This is a genomic window from Marinobacter sp. CHS3-4 (assembly GCF_030053415.1).
In the GTDB taxonomy this organism is placed as follows: Bacteria; Pseudomonadota; Gammaproteobacteria; order Pseudomonadales; family Oleiphilaceae; genus Marinobacter.
This window is the reverse complement of the sequence record NZ_JASGBJ010000005.1, coordinates 12558-32823: the sequence shown is the minus strand read 5'-3', so window position 1 is coordinate 32823 and position 20266 is coordinate 12558. Positions and strand designations below refer to the sequence as shown.

18 protein-coding genes are annotated in these 20266 nt (G+C 56.1%); 3 read left to right on the top strand and 15 right to left on the bottom strand.

What is annotated here, in order from left to right:
* Positions 1–44: 44 nt before the first annotated feature.
* From ispD to QLQ17_RS16400, 9 genes are all read right to left on the bottom strand, one after another.
* Positions 45–743, bottom strand: coding sequence for a 2-C-methyl-D-erythritol 4-phosphate cytidylyltransferase (gene ispD, locus QLQ17_RS16440; protein ID WP_283210701.1), 699 nt, complete (start codon positions 741–743; stop codon positions 45–47).
* 27 nt (positions 744–770) lie between these two features.
* A complete protein-coding gene (locus QLQ17_RS16435) occupies positions 771–1043 on the bottom strand; it encodes a septum formation initiator family protein (protein ID WP_283210700.1) in 273 nt (90 codons plus the stop codon).
* Between the two features lie 141 nt (positions 1044–1184).
* Positions 1185–2477 (bottom strand): phosphopyruvate hydratase, encoded by a 1293-nt coding sequence (gene eno, locus QLQ17_RS16430; RefSeq protein ID WP_283210699.1) that lies wholly within the window; start codon positions 2475–2477, stop codon positions 1185–1187.
* A gap of 200 nt (positions 2478–2677) precedes the next feature.
* Positions 2678–3523 (bottom strand): 3-deoxy-8-phosphooctulonate synthase, encoded by an 846-nt coding sequence (kdsA, locus tag QLQ17_RS16425; protein WP_283210698.1) that lies wholly within the window; start codon positions 3521–3523, stop codon positions 2678–2680.
* 2 nt (positions 3524–3525) lie between these two features.
* Positions 3526–5154: a CTP synthase gene (gene pyrG, locus QLQ17_RS16420; RefSeq protein WP_283210697.1), complete on the bottom strand. Its 1629-nt coding sequence runs from the start codon at positions 5152–5154 to the stop codon at positions 3526–3528.
* Positions 5155–5242: 88 nt separating this feature from the next.
* Positions 5243–6604 (bottom strand): tRNA lysidine(34) synthetase TilS, encoded by a 1362-nt coding sequence (gene tilS / locus QLQ17_RS16415; RefSeq protein ID WP_283210696.1) that lies wholly within the window; start codon positions 6602–6604, stop codon positions 5243–5245.
* The gene (gene accA / locus QLQ17_RS16410; protein ID WP_283210695.1) at positions 6588–7541 is read right to left on the bottom strand and encodes an acetyl-CoA carboxylase carboxyl transferase subunit alpha; all 954 of its coding nucleotides are present in this window, start codon (positions 7539–7541) and stop codon (positions 6588–6590) included. The genes tilS and accA overlap by 17 nt, the downstream gene beginning before the upstream one ends.
* Before the next feature lie 129 nt (positions 7542–7670).
* Positions 7671–11153: a DNA polymerase III subunit alpha gene (dnaE, locus tag QLQ17_RS16405; protein ID WP_283210694.1), complete on the bottom strand. Its 3483-nt coding sequence runs from the start codon at positions 11151–11153 to the stop codon at positions 7671–7673.
* 38 nt (positions 11154–11191) lie between these two features.
* Complete coding sequence (locus QLQ17_RS16400) at positions 11192–11668, bottom strand: TlpA family protein disulfide reductase (protein WP_283210693.1); 477 nt, start codon at positions 11666–11668, stop codon at positions 11192–11194.
* Positions 11669–11801: 133 nt separating this feature from the next.
* On the opposite strand from QLQ17_RS16400, the gene wrbA reads away from it, so the two are divergent.
* The 3 genes from wrbA to tfpB are packed head-to-tail and all read left to right on the top strand — an operon-like array spanning position 11802 to position 14625.
* Complete coding sequence (gene wrbA, locus QLQ17_RS16395) at positions 11802–12404, top strand: NAD(P)H:quinone oxidoreductase (RefSeq protein WP_283210692.1); 603 nt, start codon at positions 11802–11804, stop codon at positions 12402–12404.
* Positions 12405–12434: 30 nt separating this feature from the next.
* The gene (locus tag QLQ17_RS16390) at positions 12435–12803 is read left to right on the top strand and encodes a DUF2069 domain-containing protein (RefSeq protein ID WP_283210691.1); all 369 of its coding nucleotides are present in this window, start codon (positions 12435–12437) and stop codon (positions 12801–12803) included.
* Between the two features lie 13 nt (positions 12804–12816).
* Positions 12817–14625, top strand: a complete 1809-nt coding sequence (gene tfpB, locus QLQ17_RS16385; RefSeq protein ID WP_283210690.1) for a type IV pilus assembly ATPase TfpB — start codon at positions 12817–12819, stop codon at positions 14623–14625.
* A 17-nt stretch (positions 14626–14642) separates the two neighbouring features.
* Here the strand turns inward: tfpB and QLQ17_RS16380 are convergent, their stop codons facing one another.
* The 6 genes from QLQ17_RS16380 to QLQ17_RS16355 are packed head-to-tail and all read right to left on the bottom strand — an operon-like array spanning position 14643 to position 20262.
* Positions 14643–15692: a DUF3080 domain-containing protein gene (locus tag QLQ17_RS16380; protein ID WP_283210689.1), complete on the bottom strand. Its 1050-nt coding sequence runs from the start codon at positions 15690–15692 to the stop codon at positions 14643–14645.
* A gap of 1 nt (position 15693) precedes the next feature.
* On the bottom strand, positions 15694–16386 hold the full coding sequence (gene mtnC, locus QLQ17_RS16375; RefSeq protein WP_283210688.1) for an acireductone synthase: 693 nt from the start codon (positions 16384–16386) through the stop codon (positions 15694–15696).
* A complete protein-coding gene (locus QLQ17_RS16370) occupies positions 16383–16943 on the bottom strand; it encodes a 1,2-dihydroxy-3-keto-5-methylthiopentene dioxygenase (RefSeq protein ID WP_283210687.1) in 561 nt (186 codons plus the stop codon). Before QLQ17_RS16370 ends, mtnC begins: the two co-directional genes overlap by 4 nt.
* Complete coding sequence (locus tag QLQ17_RS16365; protein WP_283210686.1) at positions 16940–17566, bottom strand: methylthioribulose 1-phosphate dehydratase; 627 nt, start codon at positions 17564–17566, stop codon at positions 16940–16942. Before QLQ17_RS16365 ends, QLQ17_RS16370 begins: the two co-directional genes overlap by 4 nt.
* A gap of 3 nt (positions 17567–17569) precedes the next feature.
* Positions 17570–19774 (bottom strand): xanthine dehydrogenase family protein molybdopterin-binding subunit, encoded by a 2205-nt coding sequence (locus QLQ17_RS16360; RefSeq protein WP_283210685.1) that lies wholly within the window; start codon positions 19772–19774, stop codon positions 17570–17572.
* The gene (locus QLQ17_RS16355) at positions 19774–20262 is read right to left on the bottom strand and encodes a (2Fe-2S)-binding protein (RefSeq protein WP_283210684.1); all 489 of its coding nucleotides are present in this window, start codon (positions 20260–20262) and stop codon (positions 19774–19776) included. The genes QLQ17_RS16360 and QLQ17_RS16355 overlap by 1 nt, the downstream gene beginning before the upstream one ends.
* Positions 20263–20266 lie beyond the last annotated feature (4 nt).

Here is a 20266-nt window from a genome sequence, read left to right as displayed (position 1 = left end):
TGTAGATTACTGTGCGGATTCACTTGCAGTCGATGAGACGTGACTCAGAAGCGGTTCAGTATGAACTCCGCCAACGCCAAATCCGCTGGCACGGTCACTTTAATGTTATCGGGACGGCCCTCGACAATACAGGGGGAATAGCCAACCTGCTCAATAGCCGATGCCTCGTCAGTCACGGGAAGCCCCTCTTTGAACGCAGACCGCAGAGCATCAGACAGGATTCCGAAACGAAACATCTGTGGCGTCAGCGCACGCCATAGGTGACGTCGGTCGACGGTTTCCGTGACCTCCGTGCCCGTCGTATCTGCTTTTTTGATCGTATCGGTGACCGGTGTCGCCAGCAAACCGCCGACAGAATGTTCAGACACGACTCTGATCAAGCTTCCAAGGTCGTCCGGGTGCAGGCACGGTCGTGCAGCATCGTGAACCAAAACCCAATCCTCCCGATCTGCCGAAGAGCCTAACGCTTCCAGAGCCGCCAACACAGAGTCCGCCCGTTCCTTGCCGCCGTCGCATCGTTGCACCCGGGGATCCTTGCTGGCTCGGGTGTCATGCCACAGCGAATCATCCGGGCTCAGCGCCACAACGCATCCTGCCATGGGTGCATGGTCCAGAACGGCGGAGATAGAGAGATCAAGAATAAACTGATCGGCAATGGTGAGGTATTGCTTTGGGCGAGTGGACTGCATTCTCTGGCCCGAGCCAGCGGCGGGAATCACTAGCCAGAGTTTGGGATCAGTCATGGGCATGGTCGATTTGAAATTAGAACGCTACTGCTCGACGACGAGGAAAAAGGTTTCGTCTTCTCGAATCAGACCCAGATTCATGCGGGCCCGCTCTTCCAGAGCACCTTGCTTGCCGCGAAGGTTACGAACTTCGGCAAACAGCCGCTCATTCCGCGCCGCAAGATCGGCGTTTTCGGCACGCTGCTCTGCGATGGCGTCTTCCAGCCCCCAGACCTGCGCAAAACTGCCCTCACCCACCCACAGGCGAACCTGTAGCAGAATGATCAGCAAAACCATGATGGACCAGAGCAACTTCATTGCAATTCCGTTTACCGCGTCAACAACGAATGTTGAGTATAGACGTTAGTGTAGTTTTTCAACAAGTTTTGCTAAGCGGTTGTATAAAAAGGCCATCACACCTTCGGAGTGCGATGGCCTGTGAACAGCTGTCGGGGGAAGTTACTGACCTTTGATTTCGCTCAGACCGCGATAAGGCGCGCTACTGCCCAATGCTTCTTCAATGCGAAGCAGCTGGTTGTATTTGGCAACTCGGTCAGAACGACACAGAGAGCCGGTCTTGATCTGCCCGGCACAGGTGGCCACCGCAAGATCGGCAATGGTGGTATCCTCCGTTTCACCGGACCGGTGGGAAATTACCGCGGTATAGCCAGCGTCCTGGGCCATCTTGATGGCGTCCAGAGTCTCGCTCAGGCTGCCGATCTGGTTGAACTTGATCAGGATGGAGTTACCAACACCTTTGTCGATGCCATCTTTCAGAATCTTGGTATTGGTGACGAACAGATCGTCACCCACCAGCTGGACCTTGCTACCCAGTTTATCGGTCAGCACTTTCCAGCCGTCCCAATCGCTTTCATCCATACCGTCCTCGATGGATACGATGGGGTAGCGATCGCACAGGCCTGACAGGTAATCGGCAAAGCCTTCGGAATCAAAGCTCTTGCCCTCACCGGACAGCTGATATTGGCCGTCTTTGTAGAATTCCGAGGACGCACAGTCCAGCGCCAGGGTCACGTCGGTGCCAAGTTTGTAACCCGCTTGTTCAACGGCTTCCTGAATCACTGCCAGTGCGCCTTCGTTAGACGGCAGGTCGGGAGCAAAACCACCTTCGTCCCCCACGGCGGTGTTCAAGCCTTTGCTGTTCAGCACTTTCTTCAGCGCGTGGAAAATCTCGGCACCAATGCGCAGCGCTTCTGCAAAGGTTTTCGCTGCCACTGGCTGAATCATGAACTCCTGAATATCCACGTTGTTATCGGCGTGCTCACCGCCGTTGAGGATATTCATCATCGGCACGGGCATGGAGAACTTGCCGGAGGTGCCGTTAATGTCTGCAATGTGCTCGTACAGCGGTTTTTTCAAAGACGCGGCCGCCGCTTTGGCTGCCGCTAGAGATACCGCAAGAATAGCGTTGGCACCCAGGTTGGCTTTGTTATCGGTACCGTCCAGGTCCAGCATGATCTGATCCAGCGCTCGCTGATCGGCCGAGTCTTTGCCGACCAGTGCGTCGCGGATTTTACCGTTAACTGCGCCAACCGCCTTGGTAACGCCCTTTCCCAGGTAGCGGGATTTATCGCCATCACGAAGCTCAAGAGCTTCGCGAGAGCCGGTCGACGCACCAGAAGGCGCACAAGCGCTACCCACGGTGCCGTCTTCAAGGATAACGTCTGCTTCTACCGTTGGGTTACCGCGAGAATCCAGAACTTCACGGCCTTTGATGTTGGCAATCTTTGTCATTCGAATCATTCTCCAGATCTTCAATATCTAAACGGTTCTAATTATAAACTGGGCATAGAGCAGGTGGAGAAGGGCTTTCCGAAACTGTGCGGAGCCATGGATGGCGGAGCCCAAGCGTCACATGGATGTGCCGCAAGGAGCGTGTTTCGGAAAGCCCTTCTCCACCTGCTCGTACTCCCAAATAAAACAAACACCGCCATTCAGGCGGTGTCGATAGGTTTAAAGCTTTTCACCAGATCGTCAACGGCTTTGACCCTTTCAAGGAAGGGTTCCAGCTGACTCAACCGAAGCGCGCACGGCCCGTCGCACTTGGCCTTGTCTGGGTCCGGATGGGCCTCGAGAAACAAGCCTGCGAGACCTTGCGACATGCCCGCCAGCGCAAGATCGGTTACCTGTGCCCGCCGGCCACCGGCCGAATCCGCGCGCCCGCCGGGCATTTGCAACGAATGGGTCACGTCGAACATTACCGGCACATTCATTGATTTCATGATGCCGAAGCCCAGCATGTCCACGACCAGATTGTTGTAACCAAAGCTGGTGCCACGCTCACAAAGGATAATCTTATCGTTCCCCGCTTCCCCGCACTTGGTAATAATGTGCTTCATTTCTTGGGGTGCCAGAAACTGGGCCTTTTTGATATTGATCACCGCGCCGGTTTCCGCCATTGCTACCACCAGGTCGGTTTGCCGGCTCAGGAAAGCGGGAAGCTGGATGATGTCGCACACTTGCGCTGCGGGCGCCGCCTGCTCTGGCTCATGAACGTCAGAGATTATTGGCACGCCGTACTTGGCTTTGATATCCGCCAGTATCTGTAAGCCTTTCTCCAGGCCTGGCCCCCGAAAGGAGTTAACCGATGAACGGTTGGCCTTGTCGAAAGACGCCTTGAAAACGTAAGGGATACCAAGCTTCGCGCAAGCGTTAACGTAGGCATCGGCTACTTCGAAGGCCAGATCCCGGGATTCCAGAACGTTCATGCCGCCAAACAGGACGAAGGGCTTGTCGTTGGCAACCTGAATGTCCGCTACCTCGACCATGCTCCGGGCCATTCTCAGGATTCCTTTTTTCGATTCACAGCGGCTTCAATAAAGCCTTTGAACAGCGGATGGCCATCCCGGGGTGTTGACGTAAATTCCGGATGGAACTGACAGGCCACGAACCAGGGATGATCCGGAACCTCCACCACTTCGACCAACTTGCCGTCTGTGGACCGACCGGATATGCGCAACCCGCTACCCTCGAGCTGTGGCAGGAAATGATTATTCACTTCATAGCGGTGACGATGGCGCTCGCGAATCGTCTTCTTGCCATAGCAGCCGGCAATGGTGGACCCTTCAGACACCACACAGTCCTGCGCACCCAGACGCATGGTTCCGCCCAGATCCGATTCTTCCGTGCGCTCTTCTTTCTCGCCGCTGGCGTCGAGCCATTCGGTGATCAGACCAACAACGGGCTCAGGCGTGTGTTCGCGGAATTCAGTGCTGTGCGCGTCTTTCAAACCGGCCACATTGCGGGCGTATTCAATCACTGCTACCTGCATGCCCAGGCAGATGCCAAGATACGGCACATTGTTTTCGCGGGCATATTGCACTGTCCGAATCTTGCCTTCTACCCCACGCTCACCAAAGCCGCCGGGCACCAGAATCGCATCTGCGCTTTCAAGAGGCGCAGTACCGTCACGTTCGATGTCTTCAGAATCTATGTAGTTGATACGAACTTTGGTGCGGGTCTTGATGCCGGCGTGGAGCAGCGATTCAACCAGGGATTTGTAGGCATCCAGCAACTCCATGTATTTGCCAACCATGGCAACCGTCACTTCGCCTTCCGGATTCAGCAGGGACTCCACCACGGCGTCCCACTCGCTTAGATCCGCCGCATTCGCATCCAGAGAAAAACGTTCGATAACCAGCTGATCCAGGCCGAATTCATGGAGCATGCGCGGAATCGCGTAGATGGACTTTGCGTCCTGCAACGGAATCACCGCCCGCTCTTCGACGTTGGTAAACAAAGCGATCTTGCGGCGCGAGCTGGCATCGACTTCGTGCTCAGAGCGGCACAACAGAATGTCTGGCTGCAAACCGATCGAACGCATCTCTTTCACAGAGTGCTGGGTCGGTTTGGTTTTGATTTCGCCGGCCGTGGCGATGTACGGAACCAGAGTCAGATGCATGAACAGGGCACGCTGGGCCCCTACTTCCACTTTTAACTGACGACAGGCTTCCAGGAATGGCAGGGACTCGATGTCGCCCACAGTACCGCCGATTTCGATCAACGCGACATCGGCACCCGCAGCACCTTCAACGACCCGGCGCTTGATCTCGTCGGTAATGTGCGGAATGACCTGCACCGTGCCACCGAGATAATCACCGCGACGTTCCTTGCGGATGACTTCCTCATACACACGGCCGGTGGTGAAGTTGTTCCGGCGAGACATGGGGGTGCGGATAAACCGCTCATAGTGCCCCAGGTCCAGATCTGTTTCAGCGCCATCTTCGGTGACAAAAACCTCACCGTGCTGGAAGGGGCTCATGGTGCCGGGGTCCACGTTGATATACGGGTCCAGCTTGAGAATAGTAACCTTCAGGCCGCGCGCCTCCAGGATCGCTGCCAGAGAGGCAGAAGCGATACCTTTACCCAAGGAGGACACAACACCGCCGGTGACGAAAATATAACGCGTCATGCAGATTCCGTGATTTGTCTGGTTCGGTGAAGGAGGGAGATTGTCATCTCAAGATGGGACATCAGATTACCAGAAAGCCCCCACCTACTCAATTAGAATCCCTCTCAACAATCAGGCGCCAGCCACTCGCGGGCGCCTCCCCACAGTATTTTTGTGACACCCACAGGTCACCAACAGCTACCAACTCCGGGCCTGGTGAATCCAGATCAAAGATCAATGGCAATGCGTTGCGATCCCAGGCGGGCACTTTCTGTTCCTGCAGCCAGTTTTTCAGAGACTTCGACGGGCCATCACTATTAGTCCGCACCCGCTCTCCTCCGCCGCGACAGGCCACCTTCAGTTTCGGAGGGGCATCGTAATTCCCGGATACAGGACTCAGGGCCAGCCGCCAGCTTCCCCATACAATCTTGCCATTGACAGGTAAAAGCGCCTCGTCACGTCCGGCCACCAACGGACCTGTTATCAGGCACAAATGGTTCTGGTGCCGACGAAGGGTATAGCCCTGGCCTCTGAACTCCGGCTGCCGGTCTGGACCAGAACTCTGAAATTCCGCCAGCAACTGAGGCCAGTCAGCGGGGTTTGGCGCCGGCAACCTATGCTGGCTGACCCACCAGCGGATGATATTTTTCTGCTCAACGATCGACAACGAACTCAAAGCATCAAGATTGAGATCGCCCTCTTCCGTACGGCACTCCCGAAACTGCAGTTGGGCCAATCTGTCATTGAGCTCTGCGCTCTCCTTACACGCAGAGGAGGTTGCCAAAAGCCTTTGATTGAGGCTCGGCCAGCGTTCTTTCAGGGCTGGAATAATGCGATTGCGGAGAAAATTCCGATCAAATCGTGAGTCTTGATTGCTAGGATCTTCCATCCAATCAAGCTTCAGTTCCGAGGCCCAGGCCTCCAGTTGCGATCGACTGAATCTGAGCAAAGGACGGTAGAGGGAACCCTGACCAAGCGGACGGGACATCGGCATCCCTGCCAGACCTGCAACGCCGGAGCCCCGAAACATTCGAAACAGCAGCGTTTCCAGCTGGTCGTCCTGGTGATGGGCCAGAAGCAGAAGATCGTTTTTCCCGAGGCAGTCATCAAAGGCCTGATAGCGTGCATCCCGAGCCGCTTCTTCCAAACCACCGGTGCCGGTTTCAGCCTCAGGCTGATTAGCGGGCACATCCACTTTAATCCCCAGGAACCGAACACCCAGCGAGCCGCAAAGGCGCTCGCAAAAGGCGTCCGTTTCGGCAGCGTTATCCTGCAATTGGTGATTGATGTGAATGGCCGCCAGCCGCTCCCGTTGCGGATATTGTCTGACCACAGCATGCAGCAGCAGTACCGAATCCAGACCACCGCTGAGGGCAACAAAGAGTGTCGAATGGGGCGGGAGGTGACGGACGGATGCCAGAAGCTCCACCGGCCACCGATATTCCGGGCCGGGATTACCGGCCGGTGTCATAGCTCGTCAGTCGCGCGTAGCGGCGAGCCACTAACTCATCAACGGGTAAGGCACAAAGCTCTTCAACGCCCTGAGCCAGCCTGTCCTTGAGCGATACAGACATCTTGTCCGGATCCCGGTGTGCGCCACCCAGCGGCTCCTCAATAATATTGTCGGCGATACCCAGTTCTTTCAACCGATCAGCGGTGACACCCATAGCCTCTGCGGCCTGGGCGGCGTGTTCTGCGCTTTTCCAGAGAATAGAAGCACAGCCTTCCGGCGAGATGACCGCATAGGTGGAATACTGAAGCATATTGAGCTGGTCGCAGACACCGATCGCCAAAGCGCCACCAGAGCCGCCCTCTCCAACAACCGTTGAAATAATCGGCGTCTTCAGGCGCGACATGACCGCCAGATTGCGGGCAATAGCCTCACTCTGGCCTCGTTCTTCCGCGCCAATTCCGGGATAGGCTCCGGGCGTATCAATGAAGGTAAGAATCGGCATGTGAAAACGCTCAGCCAACTCCATCAGCCGCAATGCCTTGCGATAGCCCTCAGGGCGCGGCATGCCAAAGTTGCGTTTCACCTTATCCCGAACTTCACGGCCTTTCTGGTGACCGATGATCATCACCGGCTTGCCGTTCAGCCTGGCCGTGCCACCTACAATGGCCTGGTCATCTGCATAAGCGCGATCACCGTGCAGCTCGTCGAAATCGTCAAACATCATCTCGATGTAATCGAATGTATAAGGGCGGCGCGGATGGCGGGCAAGACGCGCCACGTCCCAGGGTTTGAGGTCCGAAAAAATGCTCTCGGTCAGACTGATACTTTTCTTTTTCAGACGGGCAATTTCATCAGTAATGTTGATATCCGTGTCATTACCCACCATGCGAAGCTCTTCAATCTTGGCTTCCAGATCGGCAATAGGCTGTTCGAAATCCAGATAATTAGGGTTCATGACGTTCCATCAGTGTGATTGCACGGCGAGCACAAGCGTGGCCGCCAAAATCAAGAGTTTGGACAAAGATAGCAGCGCATTGACGAGCGCTAAAGCGGACCTTTGTATGAGGCCTCTCGTCGAATACTATCAATCATAGACCAACTCTACAGCCTGGTCGCCCACCAGATACTTGAGTTCCAGCAACAGGTCGTCGTCTGGCTGTACCCGCCAGGACTCGCCCAATTCAATACGTGTGCTGGCTTGATCCGTGCTGTAGTCGATCCAGACCGGACTGCCTTCACACCGGAACGGACGCAGGGTCGAATCCAGTTTATCCAGCAGCCCATTCTGCAGTTGATCTGCATGAAGTGACAATTTCAGTCCACGACTGAATTGCTGTCGGGCCGTTGCCACGTCCATCACTGAACTTACGCGCATCTTCATCTGGCCGGAATAGTCGTCGTGGCTGACCTGCCCTTCGACAACGATCACCTGATCAGACTGGAGCAGTTCACGGTGTTCGAAAAAGGCCTCGGAAAACAGTGTGGCCTCAATACGGGCGCTGCGATCGTCCAGGGTGATAAAGGCCATGGTTGAACCGGTTCGAGTCTTCATCGAGCGTTGCGCCACCACAAGACCAGCGACTCGCTGAGGCTGACGGGAGGGTTTCAGGTCAGCAATAGATGAGCGCACGAACCGGCGCACTTCTTTTTCGTACTCATCGAAGGGATGGCCCGTCAGGTAAAGACCGAGGGTATCCTTCTCACCCTTCAGCCGTTGCTTTTCAGGCCATTCGCGTACAGAAGCCACATCCTCATAGGGATCGCGGTCGTCACCACCGGAAAAAATGTCACCAAACATATCCGTCATGCCGACCGATTCGTTTCGTGATTGCTGCCCTGCCTGTTGAATAGCCTTGTCGATACTGGCCATCAGCTGAGCACGCCCGGCGCCCAGCTTGTCCATGGCGCCCGATCGAATCAGGGCTTCCATGGCTCTCTTGTTTACCTTTTTCAGATCCACCCTGCGGCAAAAATCGAACAGGTCCTGGTAGGGTTCGCCATCGGCGCGACCTTCTACAATGCTTTGAATGGGTCCTTCCCCCAGGCCTTTGATGGCGCCCAGACCGTATACAATTTGCCCTTCATCGTTAACGGTAAAGGTGAACTCTGACCGGCTTACATCCGGTACCAGCAAGTCCAGTCCCATGCTACGGCACTCTTCAACCAGCGTCACAACCTTATCGGTGTTCTGCATATCCGCCGTCAGCACCGCCGCCATAAACTCGGCCGGATAATGCGCCTTCAGCCACAGAGTCTGATAGGACACCAGTGCGTAGGCCGCTGAGTGGGATTTGTTGAAGCCGTAACCGGCGAATTTCTCCACCAGGTCAAAGATGTTTTCTGCCAGCGTTTTATCAATGCCGTTTTTCTCGCAGCCGTCCAGGAAGAACTGCTTCTGCTTGGCCATTTCCTCAGGCTTTTTCTTACCCATGGCCCGGCGCAGCATGTCGGCGTTGCCCAGGCTGTAGCCCGCCATAACCTGGGCGATCTGCATTACCTGCTCCTGGTAAAGGATGACCCCATAGGTGGGCTCCAGAACCGGCTTCAGTCCTTCGTATTGATAGTCCGGATGCGGAAAGGACATGGGCTGCCGCCCGTGCTTCCGGTCGATAAAGTCATCCACCATGCCGGATTGCAGGGGCCCCGGGCGGAACAGGGCCACAAGAGCGATCATGTCTTCCAGGGAATCGGGCTGCAGGCGACGGATCAGGTCCTTCATACCGCGGGATTCCAGCTGGAATACGGCGGTGGTCTCCGCCTTCTTCAGCATGGTGAACGAGGGCACGTCGTCCAGGGGAATTTCGTTGATATCGAGCTCTGGCTCACCGCGCTTTTCTCGTCGCGGGTTGATCATCTTCAGTGCCCAGTCGATGATGGTCAGTGTTCGCAGGCCCAGGAAGTCGAATTTCACCAATCCGGCGTCCTCGACATCGCCCTTATCGAACTGGGTTACCACGCTGCCGCCCTCGTCATCGCAATACAGCGGCGAGAAATCAGTGATCTTGGTCGGCGCAATCACGACACCACCGGCGTGTTTACCAGCGTTTCTGCACACGCCTTCGAGCTTGAGCGCCATTTCCCAGATCTCCTGGGCTTCTTCATCCTGCTCAAGGAAATCCGTCAGCTGTGGTTCCTGTTCTAACGCTTTTTCCAGCGTCATGCCCGGTTCAAACGGAATAAGTTTGGAAAGCTTATCGGCCAGGCCATAGGATTTGCCCTGCACCCGGGCAACGTCACGCACCACCGCTTTCGCGGCCATGGTGCCGAAGGTAATGATCTGGGATACCGCCTCGCGGCCATATTTTTCAGCCACATAGGCAATAACGCGATCCCGGCCCTCCATACAGAAATCCACATCGAAGTCCGGCATGGATACCCGCTCCGGGTTGAGGAAGCGCTCGAACAGCAGATCGTACTCCAGGGGATCCAGATCCGTAATGAGCTGGGCGTAAGCCACCAGCGAGCCAGCACCGGAACCTCGACCCGGGCCAACTGGAACACCGTTCTGCTTGGCCCATTTGATAAAGTCCATCACGATCAGAAAGTAGCCTGGAAATCCCATCTGGATAATGATGTCCAGCTCAAAATTCAGACGTTTGTAATAGGCTTCCCTCTTTTCGTCATATTCGGGATCATCTTTGCTGAGGGTCTTCGCCAGGCGATCTTCCAGCCCTTCCTCAGACACCTTCCGGAAAAACTCGTCAATACCCATGCCGTCCGGAATCGGGTAATCAGGCAAAAAATACTCGCCCATGCGTACCTGCACGGAACATCGGCGTGCGATCTCCACCGTATTCTGGATCGCTTCCGGAATATCCGAGAACAGCTCGATCATCTCGTCGGCGCTGCGAAGGTACTGCTGGTCGCTAAAACGGCGGTCGCGCCGGGGATCATCAAGCGTTCGGCTCTCACCAATGCAAACGCGGGCTTCGTGGGCCTCAAAATCCTCTGCATGGAGGAAATGAACGTCATTGGTGGCGACCACCGGACAAGACAATTTGGTTGCCAATTCAACGCTGGCGTGCAGGCAGTCTTCATCTCCGGCACGGCCGGTGCGCTGTAGTTCCAGGTAAAAGGCGCCGGGGTACAGATTCATCCAGTATTCGGCGCGGTCCCGAGCCAAGTCATTCTTGCCGGCCAGCAGCGCTCGCCCTACATCCCCCATTTTTGCGCCAGAAAGAGCAATCAGGCCCTCTCGCCCCTGCTCCAGCCACTGTCGCTGGATGATCGGAATACCAAACCGCTGACCCTCGGTATAGCCGCGGGAAATAATCTCGGTCAGATTCAGGTAACCCGCCTGGTTGCGGGCAAGAAGGGTCAGGCGAAAGGGGGTTTCTGGTTCGTCCGGGTTGTCGACCCACAGATCGGCACCAATGATTGGCTTAACACCCGCTCCCATGGCGGCTTTGTAGAATCGCACCAGCGAACACATGTTGGACTGCTCGGTCAGCCCAACGGCCGGCATATCCAGTTCCGCAACCCGGTCAATCAGTGGCTTGACCCGTACCAGACCGTCCACCATGGAGTATTCGGAATGGACGCGTAGATGAACAAACGTATCAGTCATGGGTTCGGGTTCTTCCTGGGTTGCTTACCGGTGCCAAATTACTGGTTGATCAGGGCCGTGATATCTTCTTCGGTCTGGGGACCGAAACGGGCCTCTTTAAGATTGCCGTCCGGGTCGACGACAAAGGTCACTGGCAGACCGACCGGCAATTGCCAGCCAAATTCCGGGCCCGGATCTTCCGCCAGCATCCCATATTCGATACCCATTTCATTACCGAGATCGATCAGAGACTGGCCTTTTACACCATCAAAATTAACACCCAGCACCACCACAGAGCTAGACCGATCCAGGTTGTTTAATTCGGGAATTTCTTCCAGGCAGGGTTTGCACCATTCTGCCCAATAATTCACCAGCACCCAGTGTCCCCGGAGGCTTTCCCAGTCGAGCACAGTGCCATCCGCCCGCTCGAATTCCTGATTCTGGCACCCGGCCAGCAAAAGCAGAACCAGCAGACTAGCCAAACCGTACCTACGACGTGAGTTGATAAAAGCAAGGGATGCTTCAGGGTACTGCAAAGGGTGTCCTCCTGTTAGACTGGCGCGCTTGCAGATTCGACGCCCAAAGAGCGTAGTCGCCGACGCAATGCGGCAGGAACCATGACAGAACCCACGGCGATTTTCCACTTCAACTGCTGGATCAGGGATACCCATGACCACTGAGACCCCCTACATTCTGGTGCTCTATTATAGCCGTACCGGTCAGACCGCAGAAATGGCTCAACAGATAGCCCGTGGCGTCGCCAGAGTAACCGGCATTGACGCCCGCCTGCGCTGCGTTCCTCCGGTGTCACCCGACACCGATGCTTCACTGCCCGCAGTGCCGGATGAAGGAGCCCCTTATGCTTCCAAGGCAGACCTTCAACACTGCGCCGGACTGGCAATTGGCAGCCCCACCCGTTTCGGAAACATGGCGGCGCCGTTGAAGCATTTTCTCGACTCGACCGGCGACCTCTGGCTCAGCGGCGCGCTGTCTGGAAAACCGGCAAGCACATTCACGTCCACAGGCAGCCTTCATGGCGGTCAGGAGACAACGCTATTAACCATGATGATACCTTTACTGCATCATGGCATGTTGCTGTGCGGGGTGCCCTATTCGGAAAAGGCGTTGAACGAGACATCCACCGGCGGCACGCCGTACGGCCCGTCCCACTGGGCCGGCACCGGTCAGCCGAAAGGACTGAGCGACACTGAGAAAACCATTTGCCAGTCTCTCGGGCAACGGCTTGCAAACTTTGCACTGAAACTTCAATGACTTCACCGGCGAACAACGCAGGATTCTTCCATGCTTCACAATGACAAAGCCCGACTGACAGCCAGGCTGACCCTATTCCTGTACCTGGCCACGCTCGCCGCTCTGGCGGTAACAACATTTTACCCCGCACCAACACCCGGCGTATCGGTACCGCTGATGCTCAGCGTCAAGCTGATTCCAATGCTATTGTTTGCAGTGCCCGTGTTTCGAGCAGACAATCGTGGATTCATCTGGATGAGCTTTGTGGTGATTTTCTATTTTACCCAGTACGTTGTATCGGCATGGCTGAGCCAGGGCGGACTCGCCCCAATGATTCTGGCTACGCTGACTTTCTTGCTGTTTACCTCGGCTATGGTTCACCTGAAGGTTAACCGGAAACCGGCAGAAGACGCTGCCTGATAGGGAACAGACAATGAGTGAGCCGAACTATCCGCCACCTCCCCACAGAAGCACTCTCACTCTCAGGGATCTCTGCACCGGGCTGGTGAAAAGTGAAGAAATCACTCAGGAAGATGCCGAAAAGGTGTTGTCGGCCAACATCGGTCTTAATACCCAGGCGGGCCATCCGGCAAATCAACGCCACCCGCTGGAACTGATCGCCAAGGCAGGCCTTGAAAGCCAGAGAACCGGCCTGACGCTCGATCTGGACCGGCTTACCCAGTGGCTGGCAGGCTGGGCGGATCAACCCTATTACCACATCGACCCTCTGAAAATTGACACACCCTCAATCGCCAGGGTGATGTCTTATGCGTTCGCTCAGCGCCACGGCATTCTGGCGGTAGAAATAAGACGGGATGAAGTGCTGATCGCCAGCACAGAACCCTTCAAGAGCGATTGGGAAAGTAACCTCCGCCAGGCCGTCCAGAAAGACATCCGTCGCGTTGTGGCCAACCCCGAAGACATTCGCCGTTACACGGTGGAGTTCTACCAGCTGGCAAGCTCTGTCAGCAAAGCCAGCGGCAACAAGGGTGGCAACGCCGCCGGGTCCCAGAACTTTGAACAGCTGCTGGACCTGGGCGCCAGCCAAAACCCGGACGCCAACGACCAACATGTGGTCAAGATCGTGGATTGGCTGCTCCAGTACGCCTTTGACCAGCGGGCTTCGGATATTCACATCGAGCCACGCCGGACGGTCACGCAAGTGCGTTTCCGTATCGACGGTGTGTTGCACAATGTCTACGAATTCCCGGAACAAGTGGGCGTTGCGGTAACCAGTCGCCTTAAAATTCTGGGCCGCCTGAACGTGGCCGAGAAGCGCAAGCCCCAGGACGGCCGGATCAAAACCAGGAAGCCCGACAACCGGGAAATTGAGCTGCGCCTGGCGACCATGCCCACGGCGTTTGGCGAAAAGATGGTCATGCGAATTTTTGACCCGGAAGTGTTGCTGAAATCCTTCGAACAACTGGGCTTTTCTGAAGAGGATCGCGAGAAGTGGCGCAGCATTACGGAGCGGCCCCACGGCATCGTGCTTGTGACCGGTCCGACCGGCTCGGGCAAAACCACGACGCTGTATTCCACTCTGAAACAGCTGGCCACATCCGAGGTAAACATCTGCACCATTGAAGACCCGATTGAAATGGTGGAACCCGCTTTCAATCAGATGCAGGTGCAAACCAATATCGACCTGACCTTCGCCTCCGGCGTGCGGGCGCTGATGCGACAGGACCCGGATATCATCATGATTGGTGAAATCCGGGACCTGGAGACAGCGGAAATGGCGGTTCAGGCAGCATTAACCGGTCACCTTGTGCTGTCTACCCTGCACACCAACGATGCTCCCAGCGCGATAACCCGGCTTATGGAACTGGGCATTCCGCCTTACCTGATTCGCGCCACCGTGCTGGGCGTCATGGCCCAGCGACTGGCGCGCACGCTTTGCCCGCACTGCAAGGCACCGTGCGATGCCGATGAAAAGGCGTGGCAGAGCCTGACGCGCCCCTGGAAAGCGGCTGCGCCCAAGCAGTTTCATCAACCTGTTGGTTGCCTGGAATGTCGAAATACTGGCTACCTGGGCCGGGCGGGGGTGTACGAGATCATGAAACTGAGCGACGGTTTGATCAACAAGATCACCGAACAGTGCGAGCTGGAGCAGATTCGCATTACCGCTTATAAAGAAGGAATGAAGTCCCTGCGGCTGAGCGGGGCTCAGAAGGTGGCTGCTGGCGAAACCACCGTCGAGGAAATTCTGCGGGTAACGCCAGAGAGCCAGCGCCAGAATTAGTGGCTGCGGGTCACCCCCTAGGCTTGCGGCCTGAGGCCACACTGCTCCAACAGTGTTTGCCACAAGCGGGTATGCTCTGCCATCGCACTGTCCAACCTACCCCACAAAGATTCTTTCCCCTCAATATTCAGGTGGTAGTCATACCATTCCCTGAATTCCGGCGGCATGACGGGAAATTGCATGCTCGCCAGTTGGCTCAATGGCTCTAGCAGCTGCGTTTCGGCTTTCTGGACCTGACTCATGTAGGGCTGAATTTTCTCAATATAAACGCTGAAAAACATGCTCTGCACGATGTCAGATTGATTGTTCGGCTTTCCATCGATGCAAAGGGGGCGCCCGTCAATGCGCTGTTTAAGCAAGGTCGACGCATCCTCCAGGCGGGCAACCAGCAGCCTGGCGCTGTTAATCAACTGCCCGGCACGATGCTCTGCCTGCCAGCGTTGTTGGACGCCGCCCACGTAATCCAGTGAAGGTGACAGATCTCCCGCAAGCAATTGTGCGGCTGTATCGTTTAGTCGGTTCGCATCAATCGAAAGATCAGAGACCGGATTGCCCTCATGCGCGACGGGATAATCTCCTTTCGCCAGGGTAAACAGCGTCTCGATTTCTTCCACACCCCAGGTTGCATTCCACAAGGCAATTGGAAGCGATTCTTTTTTACTGGCCACCGCCTCTTGTAGAGACGCTTTTACTCCTTCCCGTTCAATATCAGGCAAACAGTCCTCGGCTGCGTCAATAAACCGCAATTCATATCGCAAACGGTTAAGCGGCTGCATGACCTTTCCCATCACAGAATTCTTCTCGCCGATCACGTACTGCAGTTCGCAGCCATACAGTGACAGGAAGTCCAGCATATCCATGTCCAGCTCGGGCATGACCAGCTGGCGGTCGCGGCGTCGGGGAAGATTGGAAGCGGCAGGCAGTTCAGAGTAAACAGCATCCAGTTCCAAAACCCTTGCCACCCGTTCGACGTACTCCTCCATCATCGGGTCGGCGCTGTCAAAAGGGTTGCAACCGGTCAGAAGCCATCCGACCGCCAGCAGTGCAAGCAATCGGCAGAACCGCATGTCAGCGTGCCTGCAGGACGGCGTCGACTTCCGCAAAATTGGCCGCCACTGGGCGATGGGAATCGGGCTTGTCCGCGTCCCGAACCAACCAGACGGTTTTCATGCCGGACGCCTCAGCCGCCTCAAGCTCGGCCTCAACGTCCGACAGAAACAGAACCGAGGAGGCCTCCACGCCCAGTTCGTTTAGAATGGTTCGATAAGACTCAGGTTCCTTTTTACCGCCAACCCGCGTGTCAAAATAGCCCGAAAAGAAGGGGGTCAGATCTCCGGCTTCACTGAATCCGAAGATCAGCTTCTGTGCCTTCACGGAACCGGAAGAGTAGACGAATAGCCGTAGACCCCGATCATGCCAGCGTTGAAGGTAATCGGCTGCGTCCGGGTAGACATGGCCCTTAAACGCCCCCTCCTGATACCCCTTCTGCCAGAGCATACCCTGCAGAGTCTTGAGAGACGTTTCCTTGCGATCCTCCCGAATCCAGCCCAGCAAAACATCCACCAGGCCGTCTGTGTCATCTCGATCAACTCCGGACACTTCTGCTACCGCATCCAACTGTTCAGACACGTCCGTACTGCTCTGGTAGGCATCTTTGACGAAGTCGGCCATGTGCTCCGCCGCGTAGGGAAACAGAACATCGTGAACGAAGGATATCGAACTGGTTGTCCCTTCTATGTCCGTCAGAATTACCCGAATCATGCGGTCGCCTGCTCCAGAGTTTCATAGCGCGGCAGACGACTGGCAATGTCTTCGCCGGTGAAATCCGCTACCCAGCCTTCCGGGTTGGTGAACAGACGGATACAGGTAAACGCTGGCTCCGGCCCCATGTCGAACCAGTGTCGGGTACCGTGGGGTACGCTGATCAGATCATTCTTCTGGCACATCACGGCATACACCTGATCTCCCAGATGGAGATAGAACAGGCCCTGCCCCCGAACGAAGAATCGGATCTCGTCCTCACTGTGCACGTGCTCATCAATGAACTTATTGCGGAAGGCCTCTTTCTGAGGATTGTCGGGGTTCAGGCTGATGACATCAGCAGCCTGAAAACCACATTGTTTTTTGAGCGCCTGGATTTCTTCGTCATAGGCCTCAAGAATCTCATCCTGCGAGGCGTCTGCGGGCAAATTCCGGGTAGACCAACGCTCGAACCGAATGCCGTGCTCGGCGAGCAGATTGGCAATTTTCCCGGCGTCTTCGGTCACCACACGCGGTGTGTCTGGTGTGTTTTGATCAAAGATGCTCAAAGTCGTCATGGTCGAACCCTCATGGTTTCAAGTTCACATTCAAAAAGAAATTCAAAGGCCTCTACATGGCGCAGGCAGTCTTCCATGGTCGAGCCCCAGGTATACAAGCCATGGCCTCTGATCAGGTAGCCAGGCTGGTCAGGGTGTTCGGTAAACCATCGAGCTGTTTTTTCTGCCAGTTCGCTGATGTTCTGGGTGTTGTCGAACACCGGCACTGTCAGTGTGGATTCATGAGTATCGATGCCTTCGAACGCCTTTTGCAGCTCATACCCTTCCAGCACCAGCGGGCCATTGGCCGATGACAGCCGGCTCAGCACGGTCGCGTTCACAGAATGGGTGTGCAATACCGCACCAACCGAAGGAAACACCTGATACAGCACCGTATGAAGCTGCGTTTCGGCTGACGACCGTGCATCACTCTGAACCGGGCTGCCATTAAGATCCACAACCATCACATCTGCGGCCTCCAGGCGGCCCTTGTGGCGACCAGAGACCGTGATAGCAACATGCTGCTCATCGATTCTCGCAGAATAATTGCTGCTGGTAGCCGGAGACCAGCCGCGGCTGTAGAGAAAGCGGCCAGCCTCGACGATGGCCTCAGCAGCTTTCGAATATCGAATAACATCAAACATGGATCAGACGCTCGCTGTCAATGGCAGGCGCCTCTGGCGCTTGCCGGTCAATGCGAACAGCGCATTGCCGAGCGCCGGGATCACAGGAGGCACTCCCGGCTCGCCCACACCGGTCGGTGATTCCTGGCTATCCACGATGTCCACTGCAATCTCCGGCAACTGATAATTGCGCATCAACAGGTAATCGTGGAAGTTACTTTGCTGGATTTCACCCTCCTTGAGGGTAATTTCGCCGAACAATGCCGCCGTAATACCGAACACAATGCCGCCTTCAATCTGGTCGCGCACAATTCCGGGGTTGACCACCTGGCCACAATCCACGGCGCAATCCACCCGATGCACCTCAACCTGGCCATTGTTGATGCTTGCCTCCACAACTTGAGCTACGTAAGTGCCAAAGCTTCGGAACAGCGCAATACCCCTGGCACGCCCCTCTTTCACAGGCTGCTTCCAACCGGACATGGCGACGACACGCTCAAGTACTTCCAGATGCCTGGGCTCATGATCAATCAGCGAGCGCCGAAACTCGTAGGGGTCTTGGCCAAGGGTGTGGGCCAATTCGTCCATAAAGGTTTCCACCGCAAAGCCGTTGTGGGAGAAACCGACAGAACGCCACCAGGAAATCGGCACGCCAGGGTCGGTGTGAGTATGGCGAATATCCAGGCTGGGAACCGCATACGGGTATTCGATGGCACCCTCAATAGCCGAGTGATCTTTCGGAGTCGCAATGCCTTCCGCCATCAACCCGACTTTCCCAAGGGTGTCGTACATGAACTTGGGGGCCCAGGGGTATTGCGCAGGGGCGGCGTTGCGAACGTACCAGTCAAGAATCTGTGGCCCGACGATCTGATGGTGCCAACCCGTCACCTGATCACCTTTTATACTGGCCTTCATACGGTGCAGCATGGCTGGTCGGTAAAAGTCGTGGCGGGTGTCTTCCTCCCGGCTCCAGATCAATTTAACCGGTCGGCCGGTTTTGTAAGCCACAGCAGCGGCTTCTTCAATGTAATCGTTGGTCAAACGGCGCCCAAAGCCACCGCCCAGAAAGGTTGTGTGAATAGTGACTTCATCAGGCGACAAATCCGTGGCCCGGGCTGCTGCGATTCGGCCCAGATCCGGGGCCTGAGTCGGCGCCCAGATATCGATACTCCCATCGCGATAGTGCGCCGTTGCGTTCATCGGCTCCAGGGTTGCGTGCGCCAGATAGGGCTGCTCGTAGCTGGCATCGACGATGGAATCTGCCGTATCTGCCGCCTCTTCAAAATCACCCTCGCTGCGCTCACTTTCTCCGTCGTCCTCTTCCGCGGCCTGGTGATAGCTTGCGAACACGTCCTCAGTGGACAGCGACAGCGCCTCACTGTTGTCCCATTCGACGGTCAGCGCATCCTGTGCCTTTCTGGCACGCCAATACTTGTCTGCCACGACCGCGATACCACGATCAATCTCGAACACATCCAGAACGCCCGGCATGGCAAGGGCTTTAGACGCATCGAAAGAACCAACACGGCCTCCGTGGCGCGGGGCCCGCGAGACCACGGCATACACCATGTCGTCCAGTTCCACATCAATGCCATAAATGGGCTGGCCGGTGGACTTGGCTTCGGCGTCCAGTCTTGGGCCCTGCTTGCCAATGTATTTCCAGTCACTGCGTGGTTTCAGGGCAGGATTAGACGGTGCCGATTCCTTGGCCGCCAGCGCCACCAATTTGCCGTAACTGAGGCTATCGGACTCATTGGGATGAAAGACCTGGCCGTCAGAGGTTGAGCAGGATTGAGGATCAACCTTCCAGACCTTTGCAGCCGCCTTGACCAGCATGGTTCGAGCAGAAGCCCCTGCCACGCGCAGCGGCTCCCAACTGGTCGCGACACTGGTGCTGCCACCAGTCAGCTGAAGTTTGTAGAGGGGGTTTCGGTAAACGGATGCGACAGGGGCAAATCTTGGCTGGATCAAGTCCGGATGGACGTCCAGCTCTTCAGCGATCAGCGTTGTCAGGCCAGTGTAGGTGCCCTGCCCCATTTCAACGCGGGCCAGGGTGAAATAGATCTGGTTATCGCCTGTCAGCTCCAGCCAAGCATCAGGCTGCCAGGATTCGTCGCCCTTCTCCGATTCAGAGGACAGAGTGGAGCATCCGGGCAGAGACAATGAAATCAGCAAGCCTCCCGAACTGGCCGCAGATACCTTGAGAAAGTCGCGTCGGTTTAACGTCATTACGCTTCCTCCTTGGCGGTATCGTTCATTTTTCGACCCTCAACGACCGATTCAACCGCCGCAATGATTCGGGAATAGGTGCCGCAGCGGCACAGGTTTCCGCTCAGAGAAGCGACAATATCGTCCCTGGACGGGTTGCTATTGTGGGCAAGCAGATGAGCAGCACTCATGATCTGGCCAGACTGACAGTAACCGCACTGGGGAACGCCATGGTCGATCCATGCCTGCTGCAGGTCATGAAGGCCATCCTGAGGGGCAAGGCCTTCAATCGTGACCACACTCTGGCCTTCCGCCAGTTGCACGGGTGTCGAACAGGAACGAACCGGCTGGCCATTCAGGTGAACGGTGCAGGCACCGCAAAGCCCGGCGCCACAGCCGAACTTGGTGCCCTTGAGATTCAACTCATCCCGCACAACCCAGAGCAACGGCGTGTCCGGCTCAATATTCAGCGTGCGTGGCTGCCCGTTCACAGTCAGGTTAACTGCCATTCGT